This window comes from Streptomyces sp. NPDC031210 (assembly GCF_055570395.1).
In genome coordinates, this window is the sequence record NZ_JBVIHH010000001.1 from 748265 (window position 1) to 766421 (window position 18157).

At 67.7% G+C, this 18157-nt stretch carries 18 protein-coding genes and 4 pseudogenes; 14 read left to right on the plus strand and 8 right to left on the minus strand.

The window, feature by feature from the left end; genetic code table 11:
- Both ACZ45Z_RS03500 and ACZ45Z_RS03505 read left to right on the plus strand, forming a co-directional pair.
- Positions 1-1115 (plus strand): 8-amino-7-oxononanoate synthase (locus ACZ45Z_RS03500; RefSeq protein WP_468355321.1); only part of this gene is annotated, 1115 nt, incomplete at its 5' end.
- A gap of 222 nt (positions 1116-1337) precedes the next feature.
- A complete protein-coding gene (locus tag ACZ45Z_RS03505; RefSeq protein ID WP_468355324.1) occupies positions 1338-1766 on the plus strand; it encodes an ATP-binding protein in 429 nt (142 codons plus the stop codon).
- 94 nt (positions 1767-1860) lie between these two features.
- On the opposite strand, the gene ACZ45Z_RS03510 is transcribed toward ACZ45Z_RS03505, so the two are convergent.
- The 4 genes from ACZ45Z_RS03510 to ACZ45Z_RS03525 all read right to left on the minus strand — a co-directional run bounded on the left by ACZ45Z_RS03510 (position 1861) and on the right by ACZ45Z_RS03525 (position 4306).
- Positions 1861-2334 carry a C40 family peptidase gene (locus ACZ45Z_RS03510; RefSeq protein ID WP_468355327.1) on the minus strand — a complete coding sequence of 158 codons (474 nt, stop codon included), beginning with the start codon at positions 2332-2334 and terminating at the stop codon, positions 1861-1863.
- 483 nt (positions 2335-2817) lie between these two features.
- Positions 2818-3123, minus strand: a complete 306-nt coding sequence (locus ACZ45Z_RS03515) for a hypothetical protein (RefSeq protein ID WP_468355330.1) — start codon at positions 3121-3123, stop codon at positions 2818-2820.
- A 6-nt stretch (positions 3124-3129) separates the two neighbouring features.
- Positions 3130-3765 (minus strand): ATP-dependent Clp protease proteolytic subunit, encoded by a 636-nt coding sequence (locus ACZ45Z_RS03520; RefSeq protein ID WP_468355333.1) that lies wholly within the window; start codon positions 3763-3765, stop codon positions 3130-3132.
- 85 nt (positions 3766-3850) lie between these two features.
- Positions 3851-4306, minus strand: a complete 456-nt coding sequence (locus tag ACZ45Z_RS03525) for a hypothetical protein (RefSeq protein WP_468355336.1) — start codon at positions 4304-4306, stop codon at positions 3851-3853.
- A gap of 13 nt (positions 4307-4319) precedes the next feature.
- On the opposite strand from ACZ45Z_RS03525, the gene ACZ45Z_RS03530 reads away from it, so the two are divergent.
- The 10 genes and pseudogenes from ACZ45Z_RS03530 (at position 4320) to ACZ45Z_RS03575 (ending at position 12976) form a co-directional block, all read left to right on the plus strand.
- Positions 4320-4814: a hypothetical protein gene (locus ACZ45Z_RS03530; RefSeq protein WP_468355339.1), complete on the plus strand. Its 495-nt coding sequence runs from the start codon at positions 4320-4322 to the stop codon at positions 4812-4814.
- 165 nt (positions 4815-4979) lie between these two features.
- Positions 4980-5582, plus strand: a complete 603-nt coding sequence (locus ACZ45Z_RS03535) for a hypothetical protein (protein WP_468355342.1) — start codon at positions 4980-4982, stop codon at positions 5580-5582.
- 47 nt (positions 5583-5629) lie between these two features.
- Positions 5630-5757 (plus strand): annotated as a pseudogene (locus ACZ45Z_RS03540) (IS21-like element helper ATPase IstB); the annotation flags it as partial.
- 835 nt (positions 5758-6592) lie between these two features.
- Positions 6593-7351 (plus strand): TnsA-like heteromeric transposase endonuclease subunit, encoded by a 759-nt coding sequence (locus tag ACZ45Z_RS03545; RefSeq protein WP_468355345.1) that lies wholly within the window; start codon positions 6593-6595, stop codon positions 7349-7351.
- 37 nt (positions 7352-7388) lie between these two features.
- A complete protein-coding gene (locus tag ACZ45Z_RS03550; RefSeq protein WP_468355348.1) occupies positions 7389-9425 on the plus strand; it encodes a transposase in 2037 nt (678 codons plus the stop codon).
- The gene (locus ACZ45Z_RS03555) at positions 9422-9721 is read left to right on the plus strand and encodes a hypothetical protein (RefSeq protein WP_468355351.1); all 300 of its coding nucleotides are present in this window, start codon (positions 9422-9424) and stop codon (positions 9719-9721) included. The genes ACZ45Z_RS03550 and ACZ45Z_RS03555 overlap by 4 nt, the downstream gene beginning before the upstream one ends.
- A gap of 15 nt (positions 9722-9736) precedes the next feature.
- Positions 9737-10477 (plus strand): annotated as a pseudogene (locus ACZ45Z_RS03560) (ATP-binding protein); the annotation flags it as partial.
- The gene (locus ACZ45Z_RS03565) at positions 10474-10986 is read left to right on the plus strand and encodes a TniQ family protein (protein ID WP_468355353.1); all 513 of its coding nucleotides are present in this window, start codon (positions 10474-10476) and stop codon (positions 10984-10986) included. The pseudogene ACZ45Z_RS03560 and the gene ACZ45Z_RS03565, both read left to right, overlap by 4 nt.
- Before the next feature lie 932 nt (positions 10987-11918).
- Positions 11919-12130: pseudogene (locus tag ACZ45Z_RS03570) on the plus strand (DUF389 domain-containing protein); the annotation flags it as partial.
- 132 nt (positions 12131-12262) lie between these two features.
- Complete coding sequence (locus tag ACZ45Z_RS03575) at positions 12263-12976, plus strand: hypothetical protein (protein WP_468355591.1); 714 nt, start codon at positions 12263-12265, stop codon at positions 12974-12976.
- A gap of 91 nt (positions 12977-13067) precedes the next feature.
- Here the strand turns inward: ACZ45Z_RS03575 and ACZ45Z_RS03580 are convergent, their stop codons facing one another.
- The 3 genes from ACZ45Z_RS03580 to ACZ45Z_RS03590 are packed head-to-tail and all read right to left on the minus strand — an operon-like array spanning position 13068 to position 15190.
- Entirely contained in the window at positions 13068-13559 is a 492-nt protein-coding gene (locus tag ACZ45Z_RS03580) for a hypothetical protein (RefSeq protein WP_468355355.1), read from the minus strand.
- 40 nt (positions 13560-13599) lie between these two features.
- Positions 13600-14844 (minus strand): putative T7SS-secreted protein, encoded by a 1245-nt coding sequence (locus tag ACZ45Z_RS03585; RefSeq protein ID WP_468355357.1) that lies wholly within the window; start codon positions 14842-14844, stop codon positions 13600-13602.
- A gap of 13 nt (positions 14845-14857) precedes the next feature.
- Positions 14858-15190: a hypothetical protein gene (locus ACZ45Z_RS03590; protein ID WP_468355360.1), complete on the minus strand. Its 333-nt coding sequence runs from the start codon at positions 15188-15190 to the stop codon at positions 14858-14860.
- A 585-nt stretch (positions 15191-15775) separates the two neighbouring features.
- Between ACZ45Z_RS03590 and ACZ45Z_RS03595 the strand changes: the two genes are divergently transcribed.
- Positions 15776-16318 carry a GNAT family N-acetyltransferase gene (locus ACZ45Z_RS03595; RefSeq protein ID WP_468355576.1) on the plus strand — a complete coding sequence of 181 codons (543 nt, stop codon included), beginning with the start codon at positions 15776-15778 and terminating at the stop codon, positions 16316-16318.
- Between the two features lie 130 nt (positions 16319-16448).
- Complete coding sequence (locus ACZ45Z_RS03600; RefSeq protein WP_468355363.1) at positions 16449-17366, plus strand: transposase; 918 nt, start codon at positions 16449-16451, stop codon at positions 17364-17366.
- A gap of 77 nt (positions 17367-17443) precedes the next feature.
- On the opposite strand, the pseudogene ACZ45Z_RS03605 reads toward ACZ45Z_RS03600, so the two are convergent.
- Positions 17444-18078: pseudogene (locus ACZ45Z_RS03605) on the minus strand (TetR/AcrR family transcriptional regulator); the annotation flags it as partial.
- Between the last annotated feature and the right edge of the window lie 79 nt (positions 18079-18157).

Below are 18157 nucleotides of genomic sequence, written 5' to 3' on the forward strand. Positions count from 1 at the left end.
GGACTCGTCGCCCCCGCCCCCCCACCCCACCTCCGCTCGACCCGACCGGAAACGACCACCTCGGACTGTCCGAGCACTCCGAGGCGACCGACGGCCCCCCCCCCCCCCCGCACCGCTGGGGCGCCGGCGCGACCGGCTCCCGGCTCGTCACCGGCAGCACCGAGCTGCACGCCGAGCTGGAGCGCGAACTCGCCTCGTTCTGCGGATTCGAAGCGGCCCTGGTGCTCTCCTCCGGCTACGCCGCGAACCTCGCCGCCGTCACCGCGCTCACCGGCCCCGGTGCCCTCATCGTCTCCGACGCGGGCAACCACGCCTCGCTCATCGACGGCTGCCGGCTCTCCCGGGCCCGCACCACCGTGGTCCCGCACGCCGACCCCGAAGCCGTACGCACCGCCCTGGCCGGGCACGACGGCCGGGCGCTGGCCGTCACCGACTCGGTGTTCTCCGTCGACGGCGACGCGGCCCCGCTGCCGGCCCTCGCCGCGGCCTGCCGGGCACACGGCGCGTCCCTCCTCGTCGACGACGCGCACGGGCTCGGCGTCCTCGGCGCCGGGGGTAGCGGCGCGCTCGCGGCCGCCGGTCTCGCCGGCGACCGGGACGTGGTCGCCACCGTGACGCTGTCGAAGTCGCTGGGCTCCCAGGGCGGCGCGGTGCTCGGCCCCGCCCGCGTCATCGAGCACCTCGTCAACACCGCCCGGTCCTTCATCTTCGACACCGGACTGGCGCCAGCGGCGGTCGGCGGCGCCCTCGCCGCGCTGCGGCTGCTGCGCCGCGAACCGGCCCGCGCCGGCCGGGCCGGGCAGGTCGCCGGGGAGCTGCACACCAGGCTCACCGCGGCCGGTCTGGCGGCGGTGAGGCCGGACGCCGCGGTGGTCTCCGTACGGGCGCCGTCCCCGCAGGAGGCGGTCCGCTGGGCGGCCGACTGCCGGGACGCCGGGCTCGCCGTCGGCTGTTTCCGGCCACCGTCCGTGCCCGACGGCGTCTCCCGGCTGCGGCTCACCGCCCGCGCCGACCTCACGGACGCCCAGATCGACCTGGCCGTCGCCACGATCGTCGCGACGGCGCCCGCCACCGCGACCGCCGCGGGTTTGTCCCTGCCCGGCCCCCGGGCGTAGCTGACAACCCGTCACGCCACCACGTGTACGGGCTGTCGGAGCAGAGTTCACCGCATCGGGCGATAGATATATCCGCATCTTGGTGGATCGGCCGCATGCCGACCGCCGGGGTGGCAGTCTGACGCACAGCAGCAGCCCGAGGCCGTATCGGTGTCCCGATCGGCATCCCGGCTCCCTGGACAGTGCGCAGGAGCCGGGGCTCGGTGGGAAAAGGACGGCGCGATGGCGGACCACCAGGAATCCTCACTCACCCTGCCGAGTGTCCCGGCGTCGGTCCCCGTCGCCCGCGGGTACGTCATGGACGTGCTCGCCGAGTGGGGGCTGCCGGCCGGCAGCCCGACCGCCGACTCCGTCCGCCTGATCGTCTCCGAACTCACCACCAACGCCGTCCAGCACACCTTCGGCCGGTCCCCGACGTTCACCGTCGACCTGCGGCTCGACCGCCACGAGCACCTGCGCGTCGGCGTCACCGACAGCCACCCCCGCCGCCCGCGCCGGCTCCCGGCCGCGGTGCAGCAGGACAACGGCCGGGGCCTGGTCATCATCCGCTACCTCGCCGCGGAATCCGGCGGCGGCCTCACGGTCGTCCCCACCGAGGAAGGCGGCAAGACGGTCTGGGTCACGATGCCCTGGCCGGTCGCCGTCCCCTGATCCCCTGGGGCGGGGGACGGCCGTGATCGCCGGGCCGTCGACCGCCGGACCGGGGGTGGACCGTCGCCCACGCGTCCGTAGGAGATACCGCGCGTCAGCCCACGCGTCCGTAGGAGATGGCGCCGGTCCAGATCCGCTCCAGGCGGACGACCGTCCCGGCCTTGGGCGCGTGCCAGATCCGGCCCCGGCCCGCGTAGATGCCGACGTGGTAGATCCCGCGGCGGGAGTGGAAGAAGACCAGGTCACCGGTCTTGCGGGCGGACGGCGAGACGCGTCGGGTGCGGTGGTACTGCGCCGCGGCGGTGCGGGGCAGCGCCTTGCCGGCGCGTTTGAAGGAGTACAGCGTCAGGCCCGAACAGTCGAAGCGGTGCGGTCCCTGGGCGCCGTACTGGTAGGGCGAGCCCCTCTTGGAGGCGGCGATCCGCAGCGCTTTGGTGGAGGCGGAGGCCGCCTCGGCGTCCCCGGACGTGCCGGGGGCGAGCGTGGTGCCTCCGACGGTGACCAGGGCCAGGGCGGAGATGATGCCGGCGCGTGCCAGCAGATGCGGCACATATCTGCGCATGGTCATGCGCGACCCTTCGTCAGCCGCCTGCGAAGGAAGACCTGTCGGGTTCGGGCAGGCGAAGATGCCCGGCCGTGCGTACGGCTTCACCCCAAGGGGCCCGCGGCCGCGATGGCCGGCGCCCCGTCGTGCTCGGGTCCTCCGCTCCTGCCGAACCAACCGCGTCGACCGGACATCCGGGACGGCGGCAGGATTAGGCGTCCGTCCGGACCGCCCCGCCGCTGTGGCGGGGTCTTGTCGTCGATGGGATCTTCACGCACTCTCCACCCGAATTCCGAGTTGAAACCGCGATATGTGACATGAGTCACGTTTGGGCTGAATGGTGCGTTATGCCCGCTTCTGCGGCGTGCACGGCGCGTTCGCGACGCCGGGACCAGCGACGAAGCCCCGCGCGCCGCCCGAAACGCGCCCGCCCCGCGCAATTCGTCACCCCTCCGCGACGGGCGTGCGGGCTACGCCGTACGAGCGGGCCGGTTCGGGCGTGTCGTGTCAGTCCTCGGGCGGCGGAACGGCGGCGAGGCGGGAGCGGCGTTCACCGTCGAGAACCCGCAACGCCCGCGCCAGCGTCGCCCGGTGCAGCTCGCTCTCGCCCCGCTCGTGCATCACCGTCAGCGCGTCGCGCAGCGCGGCGGCCTTGCCGACCAGGGCCTGAGCGGCCCGCAGGCCGCCGTAAGTGGAGTCGCGGCGCGCGGGATTGATCCGGCCCAGCAGATCCAGCACCTCCAGATAACGGTCGATCAGCTCGCCCTCCGCCCGCGTCAGCGCGGGCAGCGGGGGCAGTTCGGGGGGCAGCACCTGCCCTCACCGCGCGCCGAGCGCGGCGGCGGACCGCTTGCGGTTACGGGTCAGGGCGTCGACCAGGCCGTACTCCTGGGCGGCGCGGGCGTCGAGGATCTTGTCGCGCTCGATGTCCGCGGCGATCCGCTCGCGGGGCTGCCCGGTGTGCCGCGCCAGCATCTCCTCCAGCCGGTCGCGGGTGCGCAGCAGCTCCGCGGCCTGGATCTGGAGATCGGTGGCCTGCCCCCGCACCGGCTCGCCGAACGACGGCTGATGGATGAGCACCCGGGCGCCGGGCAGCGCCAGCCGCTTTCCGGGCGTGCCGGCGGCCAGCAGGACCGCGGCGGCGGAGGCGGCCTGCCCCAGGCACACGGTCTCCACGTCGCAGGAGACGTAGCGCATCGTGTCGTAGATGGCGGTCATCGCCGTGAACGAGCCGCCCGGGGAGTTGATGTAGAGCGAGATGTCCCGCTCCGGGGCGGCGTGTTCGAGGTACATGAGCTGCGCCATCACGTCGTTGGCCGCGGCGTCGTCGAGCGGCGTGCCCAAGAAGACGATGCGCTCGCCGAGCAGCTTGGAGTACGGGTCGAGGGTCTGGACGCCGTGGGAGGTGCGCTCGGTGAATTCCGGCAGGACGTAGCGGGCCGTGGGTCGCAGCATGGCTGCTCCTCTCCGTAAAAAATGTACAGGACGTACATCCCGTTAGAATGGGACTCGATTCTAGTGATCAAGTCAAATGCCCAGGTCAGAGGGGCTTTTTGCTCCTTGGTGAGGGCTCATATCTCACATCACGGTCACCGGCGTCCACATTGACCGGGGCGTCGTCACCATCACATTCGGCAGCTCGCCAGTCGTCCTCCCCACACCACTGACCAGCCTGGTCCGCGAGCTTGTTGCGACTCGCCGCGGTAAGGCCGAGGTCGGCACCCCGGACGACGTCCCTTGGCTGTTCCCGGGCGGTCATCCAGGGCGCCCTGTCACCGACAGCCAGATCGGCAAGCGCCTCCACAACATCGGGATTCGATCCAAACAGGATCGGTCCGCTGCGCTGTTCACCCTCGCGAGCGAGCTGCCTGCCGCGATCCTCGCCCGGATGCTCGGCACCCAGATCAAGGTCGCCGTCCAGTGGCAGAAGGCATCGGCCGGAGACTGGGGCGCCTACGCCGCCGATGTCGGCCAGCGAGCCACACGCCGACAGCAAGGAGAAAACGTACGTGACCCTCGATGACCAGAGTGCTTGGGCCCTGCTCCGGCAACTCGACGACCCCGAGCACATGGAGTTCCCCCGCGGCTACGATCACGCCGCCGTCCGAGCACGGTTTGACCAACTCGCAGCCCGCTTGGACCAGCAATTCCAGTGCACCTGCTCCGTTGATCGGTACGTCCAGGACGCAAGCCACCACGGGACGATCACCATCCCGCAGACCGCCACCACCAGCGGGGATCACATCACCGTGACCGTCAGCAACTTCGGGAACCTGACAGCCGTGACCTTGGGCAATCCCGGAAGCTACGACGAGGACGAGGAACGCGAACTCTTCCAGGCCACCGACCGTCACCGGGTCGACGGCGAGCTCGAAGCACTCGGCTACGTCGCCATCTCAGAACACCTGCTCGGGACGAGATACGACGGCGTCAGCGACCTCATCTCCTACTACCCGCCCGAGCCTCCCCCGACGTGGTGGACCCGCTTCTTCGACTATCTGTGACCGGCGTCTCGGGCGCCCCGGCCGAGGCATTCCGAGGGTTCCAATACCCGACTCCACCATTAGCCGTCTATCCCGAAGAGACAATCCAGGCGCACATGGCTTTCCTCGCTGCGGATTCTCCGCAGTGCCCGCCTCCGTGCCTGCTCCCCGGGTAGCCTCGTACACGTGACCACATCGTCTGTCATGTTCGTCAACGAGGGGATCTTCGGCGTCTCTGATGCCGCCCAAGTGCCCATGGATACGGTGCGATGGTCGAACGGCCTCGCCGCTCCGATGGACTACGGAGCGTGGATCCTCACCGGCATCAACACCGGCCTTGTGCGAGTCAGGGCTCAGTCCCTCGATGCCGCGCCGCCAGTAGAGGCGACTGACTGGGAGGAGGTCGTAGAGATCAGCGTGCAGTCAGTTCAAGGCGATCTGCGCATCAACTCCGGTTACAAAATTACGCCCGACGACCTTCCCGTGCTCAATCCCCAAGGACCGGGCCGGTATCGAATGCGCGTCCATGCCCGGGGGCGCTCGTTCAACCCGGACGGGGTCAGCGACGAGCCGGTCGAGGACTACCTCATTGCCGTCTGGCCGCAAGAGCCGGCGGAGTCCGTAGTCATCCGCTCCAGCAAGATGATCGACGAGGCATTGCTAGCCCATGCTGGCACAATGCCCGAAGAGTCCACCTCTCACTCCATCCCGGAGCCGGACGACACGGTCGAAAGAAACCGAAGGGCTGACGTACGAGCACGACTTCTGCGGTCAATGAAGGACGACTGAACTGCACGCAGTTCACGCGCGGCGTCGCCGGCGTCCGACGGCCGGCTCCCCGGCTGTGCGCTGCCATCGCCGACCGCCTCATCTTCAGCGGCAACATCATCGAGACCGTCACCGGCTCTCCTACCGCCTCGCCACCACCCGAGCCCGAGCCGAACAACAAGCCGCCGCCGAGTGAGCGCAGTTCCCGTGAGCGTGGACGAGTCGGGAGTCCCCATCAGTCAGCGCTCTCGGATTCGCCACCACCAGCGGCCCGCCGTCCACTCGCTCATTCGGCCAGGGTCCGGCAGAGTACGACGCTCGAACTCGGCGTCTATTCGCTGCACCAGCCGGCCCAGAGCATGCCGGCACCGCGAGGCAGGTGACGCATGGCCTCGTCCAAGGTGTCACGCGCAGCCTCGACCTCCAGGCCGGACTCCCACACCTGAGAAGCGTTCAAGTAGCGACCTGGCTGCTTGAACGCCCACTCAAAGCGCGACAGTACCCCCGCTCCATCCGCTCGTCTTCCAGGCGCCGAACGGCAGCACGAGTAAGGGCGGAGAGGCCATGGATCCGTTGCACCGGAAATATCTAACGTGGCCGCCATCGCTCAGCGCGGACAGCCTTGGGACGCCTACGCGGCATCGGCCTTTCGGATCAACATCCCGTCATCCTGCCACGGACCGAGCTGCCCCTGCACGTGATCAACGAGCGCCCCGCAGCACATTGAGTGCTCTTACTTCTCACCGACATTCACGCGCTCTCCGGACGACGAGTGATGCCGGTGTCCGTCGTCATCCAAGTCAGTCGTCGTGTCACCGAAGGCAGTCGAATAGCGTTCTGTGTCAACGACCCCAGTCGTCGCAGGCCAGGCATCTGTCCCGTGCCAGCGGAGCTTGGTGTTCTCAGGCAAGGTGGGGATCACAGCGGTTGTTCTCGGTGAGCCGTGTGGAGCGAGGCCCGGTTTCCCTCTTCAGGGCGGTTTGCGTCTCATCTGATCTGGTCTGTGTCAATGAACCCGGCATGGTCGTCCCATGAGTGGGGTTCGCACGATGCCCGCGGCGGCGTCGGTCAGGGGACGCGGGGCTGAGCACGTTTCCGCGTACGCCGACGCGACGGACTACGAGATCGCATGGGCGACGGCCGGCGGTGAGGAGAGGCGTCGGCCCTTGGCCGAGGCCGGGGATGTCGCGTTCGAGGATGCATCGCCGGTGCGGGACTTTCCGTCCCACCGCGGGCAGCGCCATTTCCCGGGCCTGTACTGGGCGGCGACGACGGGTCGGCATGTGGGGTTCGAGTCCTGGCTGGAGCGTGACCACGCGATGCTCTTGGACTTCGATCCGCTTGTGAAGGGGCTGGCCTCCCAGCCCTTCTGGCTGAGTTGGAGGGACAGGGAGTCGGGCCGTAGTCGTTCGCATGCCCCGGATTACTTCGCGCGGGCTGTCGACGCAGCCGGGTTGGTGGTCGACTGCCGTCCGGCGGACCGGATGGATGCGAGGGCGGCGGAGTCGTTTGCGCGGATGCGGGAGGCGTGTGAGGCGGTGGGGTGGGCCTACCGCGTCGTCGGTGACATCGAGCCTGTGAGGGCAGCGAATCTGCGCTGGCTGGCGGGTTATCGCCATCCTCGCTTCGCGGTGTCTCAGGGGGTGACGGCGGCGGTCCGGTCGGCTTTCGTGGTCCCCGGGCCGCTGCTGGGGCAGGCGGCGACGGTGGGTGATCCGATCGAGGTGTTGCCGGTGGTCTTTCATCTGCTGTGGTGCGGTGTGTTGCGGGCGGATCTGCCCGTCGGCTGAGCGATCGCACTGTGGTGATGGCCCAGGAGCCGCGGCAGTGACGGGCACCGGACCCCGTGGGGTGCTGCGTGTTGGTGACCGGGTCCGGTTCGACGGGCAGGTCCAGGTGGTGGCCGGTCTGGCGGGCACGACGGTGCGGTTGCAGGACGAGGCTGGCTGGGCGTCGCTGGTGCTGTTCTCTCATCTGCTGGCGTCGGACGGTTTCGAGTTGCTCGACTCGTTGCCCACTGCGCCGGGACTACCGTCGTTCGGGCTGCTGGACACCGTGCCGGAACTTGCTCTGCGGAAGGCCAGGTTCCTGGAGCGACACTTGGTCGAGGCGGAGACCGGGGTCTCGCCCGACGCGGGACCGAACGCGTCGGTCCGGCCGGAGTACGACCCGAAGTGGCACACGGTGAATGACCGCCTGGCCACGAAGGCCGAGGAACTGACCGCGATGGGCACACCCATGACCGCGCGGACTTTGTTCCGGTTGCGGGGGTGCTGGCGCGAGCAGGGCCTTTGGGGGCTGGTGGACCGACGGGCGACACGGGGCTCGAAGCCGACGGGACACGCGGACCCGCGGCTGGTCGACGCGATCCGGGAGGCCCTGGCCGGGCAAGAGAAGCTGTCGACCGGAACGCGGAGCCGGGTGCTGCGGCAGGCCGAACGGCTGCTGGTCGAGCATCATGGTGAAGGTGCCGTTCCTCTGCCATCACGGTCGACTCTCTACCGGCTGGTGAGATCCCTGTCGGAGGGCATGCACTCCTTCGGCACCGCCACAGCCCGACGTTCCCAGGCCCGAAGGCCGCAGGGGGCGTTCACTCCGACGCAAGCCGCCCGCCCCGGCGAAGTCGTGCAGATCGACACAACTCCGCTGGACGTCCTGGCCGTCCTGGACGACGGAGTGACGGGCCGGATCGAGCTGTCGATCGCGGTCGATGTCGCCACACGGACGATCTGCGCGGCAGTTGTGCGGCCCGCAGGCACCAAGGCGGTGGACGCGGCGTTGCTGCTGGCCCGCACTCTGGTCCCGGAACCGATGCGGCCGGGCTGGCACGAAGCCCTGCGGATGTCCGCCTCCCTGATTCCGCACGCGCGGCTGATGAGCGTGGATGCCCGGCTGGAGCATGCGGCGGCGAAGCCGGTGATCGTGCCGGACACGATCGTGGTCGATCACGGGAAGGTGTTCATCTCCGAGACCTTCGTGACGGCCTGCCAGTCTCTGGGCATCTCCGTCCAGCCGGCCCGGCCTGCCACCCCGACGGACAAGGGCGTGGTGGAACGCACCTACGCCTTGATCAACACGCTGTTCTGCCAGCACGTCGCCGGCTATATCGGCTCCAGCTCCTCCCACCGCGGGGAGGACGTTCAAGCGGTCTGGACCCTGAGGGAAATCGCCGACCTGTTCGACGAGTGGGTCGTGGCCCGGTGGCAGACCCGGCCCCATGACAGTCTCCGCAGCCCGTTCCTGCCAGGCCGGGCTCTGTCGCCCAACGAGGTCTACGCCATGCTCGTGGCCCGAGGCGGACATCTGCCGGTCTGTCTGACCGGCGACGACTACATCGAGCTGCTGCCCGCGGAATGGCGGAAGATCAACGACTACGGCATCGTCATGGACTACCGCACCTACGACTGCCGCGAGCTGGCGCCTTACCGGAGGCAGCCGTCCGGAGTCGACCTCAAGGGCGGCCTCTGGGAAGTCCACTACGACCCCTACGACCTGTCCCACGTCTGGGTCCGCGACCACCGGGCAGGCGGCTGGATTACCGTTCCATGGACCCGGATGGACTCGGTCTCCGCCCCCTTCGCCGACTTCACCTGGCGGCATGCCCGCTCCATCCTGGCCGCCCAGGGTGCAGATGACACCGACGAAGGCGCGATCGCCGTCGTCATGGAGGACCTGCTGACACGGGCCCAGCGCGGCTCGGACCGCAAGGTCGCGGCCCGGACCCGTGCGGCGACCGACCACGCTGTCCTGCCCAGTCTCCGTCCCACCATCGTCGACGATCCGCAGGACGACGAGGATGAGCCGGCCGGCAAAGTCATTCCGTTCGGCGTCTTCGACGCCTTCACCGACGGGAGCCGTCCGTGAGTTTCACCCCGGAGGCCCACGAGGGAGCCGAGGAGGTCCATCCGCTGAGCACGAAAGAGGGCTGGACGCGATTCGTCGCCGAGGAAGTCGTCGCTCCCGAACTGCTGCCACCGGCCGCAATCCAGCGGCTGGATCACGCCCAGCGGGCCGCACGCGAGCGGGAACGCGAGGGCTATCACTCACGACTGGTCATCTTTCGTACTCCCACGATCCAGCACATCACCGCCATCGGGCGCAAGCGGATCCTGCTCAACCGCCACCAGCAGTCGGCCCGTCGCGGACTGATCGTCACGTGAGCCGCCGGCACCGGGAAGACCACCGCGATCACCCAACTCGGGAAGAACTATGAACTCCTCGCCCGGCGCCGGGGAGAGGTCGCCCGCCAGGCGTTGCCTGTCGTCTATGTCACTGTCCCGCCGGCAGCGACGCCCAAGATGCTGGCGGTTGAGCTGGCCCGCTTCATCGGTCTGCCACTGCCCAGCCGCTTCAGCCAGGTTGAGATCACCAATCGGGTTTGCGACCTGCTCTGCAGCAGGGGTTGCCGTCTCGTGCTGATCGACGAACTGCACAATCTCGACATCCGTACCAAGATGGGGGCGGAAGCCTCCGACCAGATCAAGTACCTGTCCGAGCGCATCCCGGCGACGTTCGTCCTGGCCGGCGTGGATGTCGAGGACACCGGGCTGTTCACAGGACGCCGCGGTGGGCAGATCGCCAGCCGCTACACCGAAATCACCACCAGCTCGTTCCCTCACAGGACCACCCGGGACAGAGAATCATGGCAGTCCCTGGTGTCGACGCTGGAGGGCGCCCTGCGTCTGCACGCTCACCGTCCGGACACCCTGCTGAAGCTGAGCGCCTACCTCCACGACCGCACCGCAGGCATGATCGGAAGCCTGTCCCATCTGATCCGGGAAGCCGCACTGGACGCCATCCTCGACGGCACCGAGAAGATCACACGAGCCGGACTCGACGCGGTTGAACTGGACAGAGGCGTCAAACGGACCCGTCCCCGACGCCGACCGTCGGCCCCGGCGAGGAAGGCCGGATGAGTATGCGTCTGCGGACACTGCCGGTCACACCGCCGCCCATACACGGTGAAACGACCGGCTCTTATCTGAACCGGCTCGCCGACGCCAACCGCCTGCCAGTCCGGTTTCTGTCCATCCTGCTCGGGCACAACCAGCACCCCCGTCGCGACGACAACCGCACCGGTCACTGGACTCCCGAGACCCTGCTCCGGCTCTCCGCCCTGGCGGGGAGAACTCCTGCCGAGTTGTCTCACGCGATGCCGACCCTCGCCGTGATCGGTGAACAGACCGAGAGCACCCTGCGGCCCGTGAGTGACCAGGCCGACGAAGTGCTCCGACGTCCGGCCTGCCGCCGTTGCATAGCCCGACGAGGAGTTCGCGGGCTCGTGATCCGCAACGTTCCACCTCACGAAGCCGTCTGTCTGCGGCACCATCTATGGCTCCTCGGCGACGAGCAGTATCGCCTTCACGCCCTGCCTGAAGTGCAACAGGCCAGCCGGCGGCACCGCCGGCTCGCCCGCCGAACCTGAGCGTCCTCCATCGCGCGGGACTACGCCATCGCCCGCGACTGCCTCCTGGACTGGTTCCAGGACGGAGAACCGTCCGACCTGCAACAACGCTGGACCGACCGCATCGACCTTCTCGGCGAGGACCCCTATGGAGACCCCCGCCGTCCCTCGCCGCCCCGGATTGAACTCGCGACCTACCCCGAGACAGTCAAGCTCACGGCCTTGCTCGCCTTGCCACACTGGCTCGCACATCAGAAGTTCCCCCAAGAGACCGCACGGAGGCTCGGAGTCAGAGCCGCAGACAGCGACCTCAACCTCTTCCGGAAACTGCCAAGTTCGGCGAGAAACGCGCACGGCCAGTATCAGCGAGACCGACAAATCACAGCTCAGCGAACCAACCCTCACAACGCTCGATGACACATCAGGGCCCGGCTGATCATCCCGCATGGCACGTGACACTCCAGCGGACGGACCCGTGTCACTCCAAGATGACAACTCCCAGATCAGAGACCTGAAGTCAGCGAACCTCGTTGAGAACGGACAGGCATCGGATGTACCAGCCCTGCACCCACGGACCGAAGCAAGCCGAAGCAGCCGCCGACCCGCCCCACTTCGCCGCGGTGCCCGGTCTACCCGCCATATCTGATGCCCGCCGACATGGAGCAGGATGGACATCATGCTTGCCGATCATCAGGAGTACGACGTCGTCGTCACAGGAGTGTTCCCTGTCAAGTTCTTCTGTGTCAGTCTCCTTAAGCTCCTGATTTCCCTGCGAGAAGCTGTGGTCGGGTAGCCGGAGACCAGCAATGGTCTCCGGCTACCCGACCACAGAAGCCGCAGGGCCTGCTCCGGGTTCAACTGGAACAGGCCCGTCGCTGCTGCCGGACCGGCAGCAGCGGCATCGGCGCTCTGGGTGGAAGCTCGACCCTCCTCGACGAAACCGAGCCGACGTTGCGAAGTCCGGCGCGCTGGTCGGCGTGGCGATCTGGGTGGCCATCGTCCGGGCCGCCGCCGACGCCGCGGTCGCCCTCAGCTACGGGCAGTACAGCAGGCCCGCGGCTCGTCTGAGCAGCCGCTGCTCAACCTCGCCGGGATCGTGCTGGCCGGAGTGGCCACCATGCTGGCTCAGAAAGCCCTCTGGGGCCGGGCAGCGGCGGCGAGACGAGCGGGACCGGCCGAGGTCCCCGCGGCTGCATGCCCGAAGGGTCATCTGCGAAGCGGGGCAAACGGGGTCGACCCACCCGCCGCCCGTCCCCGGTACGTGCGTTCGTTGCACCGTCCGACATACTTGTGCCGCATGAACGAGGCATGGGAAGTACTCATTCTTGTCGGCATGATCCTGTTCATGGCCGCTTTTTTCTGGTTCTTCATCTGGGCCTCGCGGTACGTGAAGAAGAGGGATGACCGAAGCCCCCAACAGATGGAAGAGCTGCTCCAGTTGGTGGAGAGCCGGGGCTGGAGCCACACCGATTGGGTCCCCGGCGGGGGAGACCGCTACTGCGGGGGGGAGCCGCTGCCAGGACAGGGCACCAATATCCCCATACGGGACCAAATCGTCGGCGAATTCCGAGGTCGCGCCATCTGCTGCTTCGAGTACCACTCACGCGGAATGGACGCGGACGGCCCGAACACGGTGCAGTGCTCCACGGTGTACGCCGTAACGTCGGCGACGTCCGTACCTCGGATGGTCATTAAACGGCCCCGGGCCCTGGACAAGCTGAACGCGCGCGCGGGCGCCCTGTTCGGCGGCGGCAAAGTGATGGAGCTGGGCGTCCCCGAATTCGACGAGGCATTTCGCGTGATCGCCAACGACGAAGAGTTCGCGCGCGGTGTCCTGACTGGCTCCTTGGCGCAGTTCCTCATGTCCGATGCCCGGGCCAAGGGCGAGCCTCTCCGGTTCCAGGGAAACGATCTGCTCACCTGGCATCGGGGGCGGCTCCGGGCGGAACAGATCGAGCACAAGCTGAACTATCTGTGTGACGTCCTGGACCACCAGCCGGCGCAGGCGTAACACGCGGCCCTAAGGACAGATGCGGACGAGTGAGCCCCTCGCAGATACGGATCGCGAGGGGCTCACCCATGAGCGCCGAGGCGCACAGGACTTACGTGGCGTCAGGGCCCGACGGGCGAATGGACCGGACAAACTCCTCGAAGTCGTCCGCGACCTGATCCAGCTGGGACTGCTTGGCTGTCAATGCCAGCTCGATCACCGCGTGTTTGGCCGGGTCGTGCACATCATGCATGAGCAGGTAGACCTGGCTCTGGACCAACTCCACGGGCAGCCCGCGCAATGTGGTGGAGATGCGCAGGGTTTGGGTCAGCGCAGGCATTTCCGGGGTCCCACCTTGGGCCTGCTTGGCGACGGTCACCGTCGCCCCCTCGCGCAGCCGCTGGACCGACTCGTGCGCGAGTGTCACCAGGTCGAACTCGTCCCGGATTTTACCGGCGATGGTGATATTTGCGGTGAACTTGTCCTGCGACTCGGGGTGGAGGGCAATGAAAGCCACTCCGGGAGCGCCCACCTCATCGGGGGGCGCCGGCTGCCAGCCTTCCGGCAGCGAAAATTCGATCTTTACCGGTAGCGTGGTCGCCATCGTGGATCAACTCCCTAGTGTGCGAAATGCGAGGCCAGTGTCATCCGAAGGGGTTGATGGCATCCAGTCCTTCGCCCACCGCGTCGAGGCCGTCACCCACCTTGTCCCCAATGTCGCTGACCGTGTCCGCGACCTTTTGCGGGTCGATCTCGGCCTGGAAGCCGATCTTGCCCCCGAGTCCGAGTCCGACGCCCACATCGGCACCGATAACGAACTTTCCGCCCTTCATGCCAACATCCGCATGGGCCGCAGCTCCGACTCCGGCCCACCCTTCAGCGGTGGCACCGGCCCCGATACCGCCCACATCCGCGTGGGCGCTCGCAGTCGCCTTGGCGCCCGCGAAAGCCTCGGCGCCCGCGTGCACTCCGTCCTTGCCCACGGATGCGTTCACTGCCCCTTCAGCCCCGACGAACGCCGAGGCGTCCCCCTTGGCCGCGGCGAGGCCGTACTCGACGCCGCCCTCCGCGGATGCCTGCGCCAGGTACGCCTTACCGCTGGCTCCGGCCTGGAGTCTGCCGTCGGTCACGGACGCAGCCGCTGTGCCTTCCGCTCCGAGAAGTTTGACACCGGCCTTCCCGGATACCTTCCCGTCGTCTCCGAACTGCGACTCGCCTTCCGCCTCCTTCTCCCAGGCACTTACCTCGGCCTTCCGCTCCCACAGCTTGACCTCGGAGGCTCGGGGCTTCTTGGCATTGGGATCCTCGGGCCCCGCCGCGCCGTAGTACTTCTTCTTGCTATTCGGCTTGTCGGTCAGTGGGCTGGATTCGTAGAGCTCCCTGAGGCTGGCGGTGACCTTTCCCGATTCCTTTTGCTGTTCGGCGGTCTTGCCTGCCCTTTGCAGCCAGGACGGCGCGTCGGAAGCGCCGCCGGCCGCGTCTTCCAGCTTCCCCGCCGCCGAATCAGCTTCGTCCCGCACGTGCTGTCGGGCGGTCTTCAGAATCAGCTGGGCCTGGCTTTCATCGCCGCCGTCCCACAGCTCGATTGCCTCCCGCGCCTGCCCCTGTGCCGCGCTCAACGCCGTGGCGTACCTACTGATTGCCGCAGCCGCGTCGGACAGCGCATCGGAGGCGTACAGCCAGTTCTTCCTCTCGCCGGAAAGCTTTTCCCAGAACTCGTCGCTGGCCTTGCCGCTCCAGCCGGATATTCGTACGGCGCCCAGTGAATGCGCGACGGTCTCGAATTTGCCGGATTGCTTCTCCAGTGCCCGCGCGACGCCCTCGACGTCCCCTGCGTTGCCAGGGATGAGCCCCTTGGGGTCTTTTGTTTCGCCCAACTCTTCCGTCATGCCGCCCCCGTTGTTACAGTCCCGAACCATTCTTATTCTGATTTATATATTTTATATATTCGTCGGTATGGGATTCGTTTTGCTCGTAAGTGTCCGCTTGGCTTTTTAGCTTGTCCGATATATCTCCTGCGTGGTCACCGAGAACGAGATAGGCCACGTTCCATGTATCGCAAAAAGCTTCGAACTTATCGGCGAGGATCTTGTCACCCTGACCGGACCCATCAAAGTCCTCGTTCAGCGCTCCGAAATCGGCACGCTTGGCCGGGTTAAGAGACTTCAGTACATCCGAAGCCCCAGCCCTGATCTCATCCGGATCGGCTTTAAAGTCCTCGCGACTACTGGACACCCTCGAACCACCCCCGTGAACACGCGCTAATGACAGGCAGGTTGGCACTGTCGTTCGGGCGAATCTATCACCATCTGTGGACCCGTCAGGCCGCCGGGGGGTTCGATCCATCCGTCCGCAACTCGCCCTATTAATCCCGCTAGTTGCACAGATCGGCCTATCGTCGATTTGTCCCGGTCGGCGCCTCGGTATGAACAGGTTGGGAGGCGGCGGCATTCAAGTAGAGGAAAGCGCAGGGAAGTTGGAACAATTCCCTCATCGCGACCGCGTAGGACAATTACCCCGCCCCGCCACTGACGATTCCTGGAGGCATCCACCCCACCTTCACCAACCTCTTCAATGGCATGCTGACGCCCGCTCATCGTTATCGGAAATCAGGGGACGACACGGAGTATGAGGGTCGGTCAGGTGCCACTGGCCCGGGCGCCGAGCCCCCCATGTCCGCCGATGCAACCGCCCTGGCCGCCCTAACGACCTGCTGCGCAATTGCCTCGCGCACGAGCCGCCCCGCGATCTACCCTCGCGGCCATGACGTCACACGATGCGCCTGAAGGCTCTCGGATCGCTCCCGGTGGTGCCGGGCTCGTGATCCGGCAAGAGACCGCTGACGATCACCGAGACGTGCGCGAGGTTCATACGCGCGCCTTCGGTGACAGCGAGCGGGTGCCCGGACTCGTGGAGGCACTTCGCGTTGCGGAGGCTGCGTTGGCGCCGATGTCCTTCGTCGCCACCGTTGATGACCGGGTCGTCGGGCATGTTCTGCTGAGCGCGACGCGGTTGGACGCTCCGCGCCGGATCGTGGACGTCCTGTCCCTGTCACCGCTGGGCGTGGTCCCGGAGTTCCAGCGTCAGGGCATCGGTACTCAGCTCATCGCGTACGCCCTCGCGGTGGCCGACAGCCAGGGTGTGCCGTTGGTATTCCTGGAGGGTTCGCCGCGCTACTACGGCCCGCGCGGTTTCGAGGGTGCCAGCGCGGTGGGCTTCCGTTCGCCGTCGCTGCGTATTCCTGAAACCGCGTTCCAGGTCGCCCGGTTGTCCGCTCACGAGCCGTGGATGACGGGCACCTTCGTCTACTCAGAGGTTTTTTGGGACTTTGACTGCGTCGGCCTGCGCGACCTCGAGGCATGAGTGGCTACCCGCAGGCACTCGACCTGATCCCCAGAACCATCACAGTGGCGATGTCCAGCTCGTCGTCGGTTGCGGGCGATCAGCGAGGCGTCGGGCCGTAACGTGAACAGGGCCGTAGGGTTCATTGGACGTGTCGTCTCAATGGGCCCGTACTGCCCTGTCTCATTCTGCTTTCACGGGCCTGTCCCGTGCACATCTCGACAACTTGATCGAGGAGTTGGCCGGGCCTTGGTCAGCTCAACGCGAGAGCCGACTGCACGAGCGACGCCACGGTGAACGCCTTCGGGCCGCAGGTGCGGGCCGTCAGCACGGGCTGGTCTTCGTAGACCGGGTCCTGGTCACCCTCGCGCACCTGCGGCTGGACCTCACCCACGCGGCCCTGGCCGAGCTGTTCGACGTCGACCGGTGCACCGTGACCAAGGCCATCGGAGAGATCAGGCCGCTGCTGGCCGCCCGCGGCTTCGCTACCCCCACCGGGTTCCGCCTGCGCACCCTGGCCGACCTCTTCGCCTATGCCCAGGCCGAGGGCGTGCGCCTGCGGTTGGACGGCACCGAGATCCAGGTCCGCCGACCCGCCGCCCACCGGCCCGGAAGGCGCCGGTTCGTCTCAGGCAAGCGGCGGCAGAACACCCACAAGTGCACCGTCGCTTCCGACAGCGAGGGCCGCCCGCTGTGGATCGGCGCCCATCGGCCAGGCAGGATGCACGACCAGACCGCGCTCAAGACCGAAGGCATCGAGGACCTGCTCGCCCAGTCCCCCCACGTCGAACTGTCCCTGGACTCCGGCTACCGGGGCGTGGCCAAGCTCGACCCGAAGCGGATCGTGGTCCCGCCGCCCAAGCCCGGCAAAGCCGCCTCTGCGGACGAGACCGCCGTCTACCAGCGTGCGCGCCGGCATCAGTCATCCGAACGGATCTGCGTCGAGCACGCCATCGCCGAGACCAAAACCTGGAGAGTCCTCGAGCGCTACCACGGCAAGCGTGAGCACCTGGCCCAGACCATCGATGCCATCGTGTCCCTGGCCTCCGATCGGGCGGCCCGCCGCTGATCACCCACCCGACAACCCGCCAGGCCAACACGCCCCAACCTCAACTGCGAACATCGTCGTAAGACGCCGCCCGCTACCCCGGTGGGCCGCAGCACCCCGATCAGCATCAGCAGCAGCTCCTCGACGATCTCGTCCGGTGAGGCGTCGATCGCGCCCGCGGTCCAGTCGTGCAGCGGCCCGTTGACCGCGCCGATGAAGGCCGTCGCTGCCACCCGCTCCGCCGCCTCGCCCCTGCCGGCAGCCCGCTTCAGCTCGTGCAGCATAACCTCGGCCCACCGCACGCGGCCCGCGCCAGCCGCTGCGCTTCGAATGTGGGCTGACGCCGACGACCTCGACAAAGGCGATCCTGATCCGCCGCCGGTCGCAGGTCGCGCTCTTCGCGTACGCAGGGAACGCGGCGGCCGCGCGCTCCTCGACGCCGTCCTCCGGCATCGCCGCAAGCACGGTGATCGCGGCCTCCTCCGCCCACTTGTTGATGAGCATGTGGAGCGCGGCGAGCGCTGCTTCGAGGTTGCTGAACGCCTCATACCAACTGTCGGGTGGACAGACCCGCTTCCTCGCACAGGGCGCTCACCGAGGTAGCGCGGTATCCAGGGTCGCCACTGAAGAGTTGCAGTCCGGCGTCGAGCAGCCGCTGCCGACGCTCCGCACGTCGTTCACCAGCGGTTCTGCCGCTGTATCTACCGGTGGGCTGCTTCGCTCCGGCCGCCACCGGACCTTCCTCGATCGTCGTCCGGCGATTCTCCCCCTGCACGAGTCTTGTCACCGGCCAGGGGCCGCCTTACCGTCCC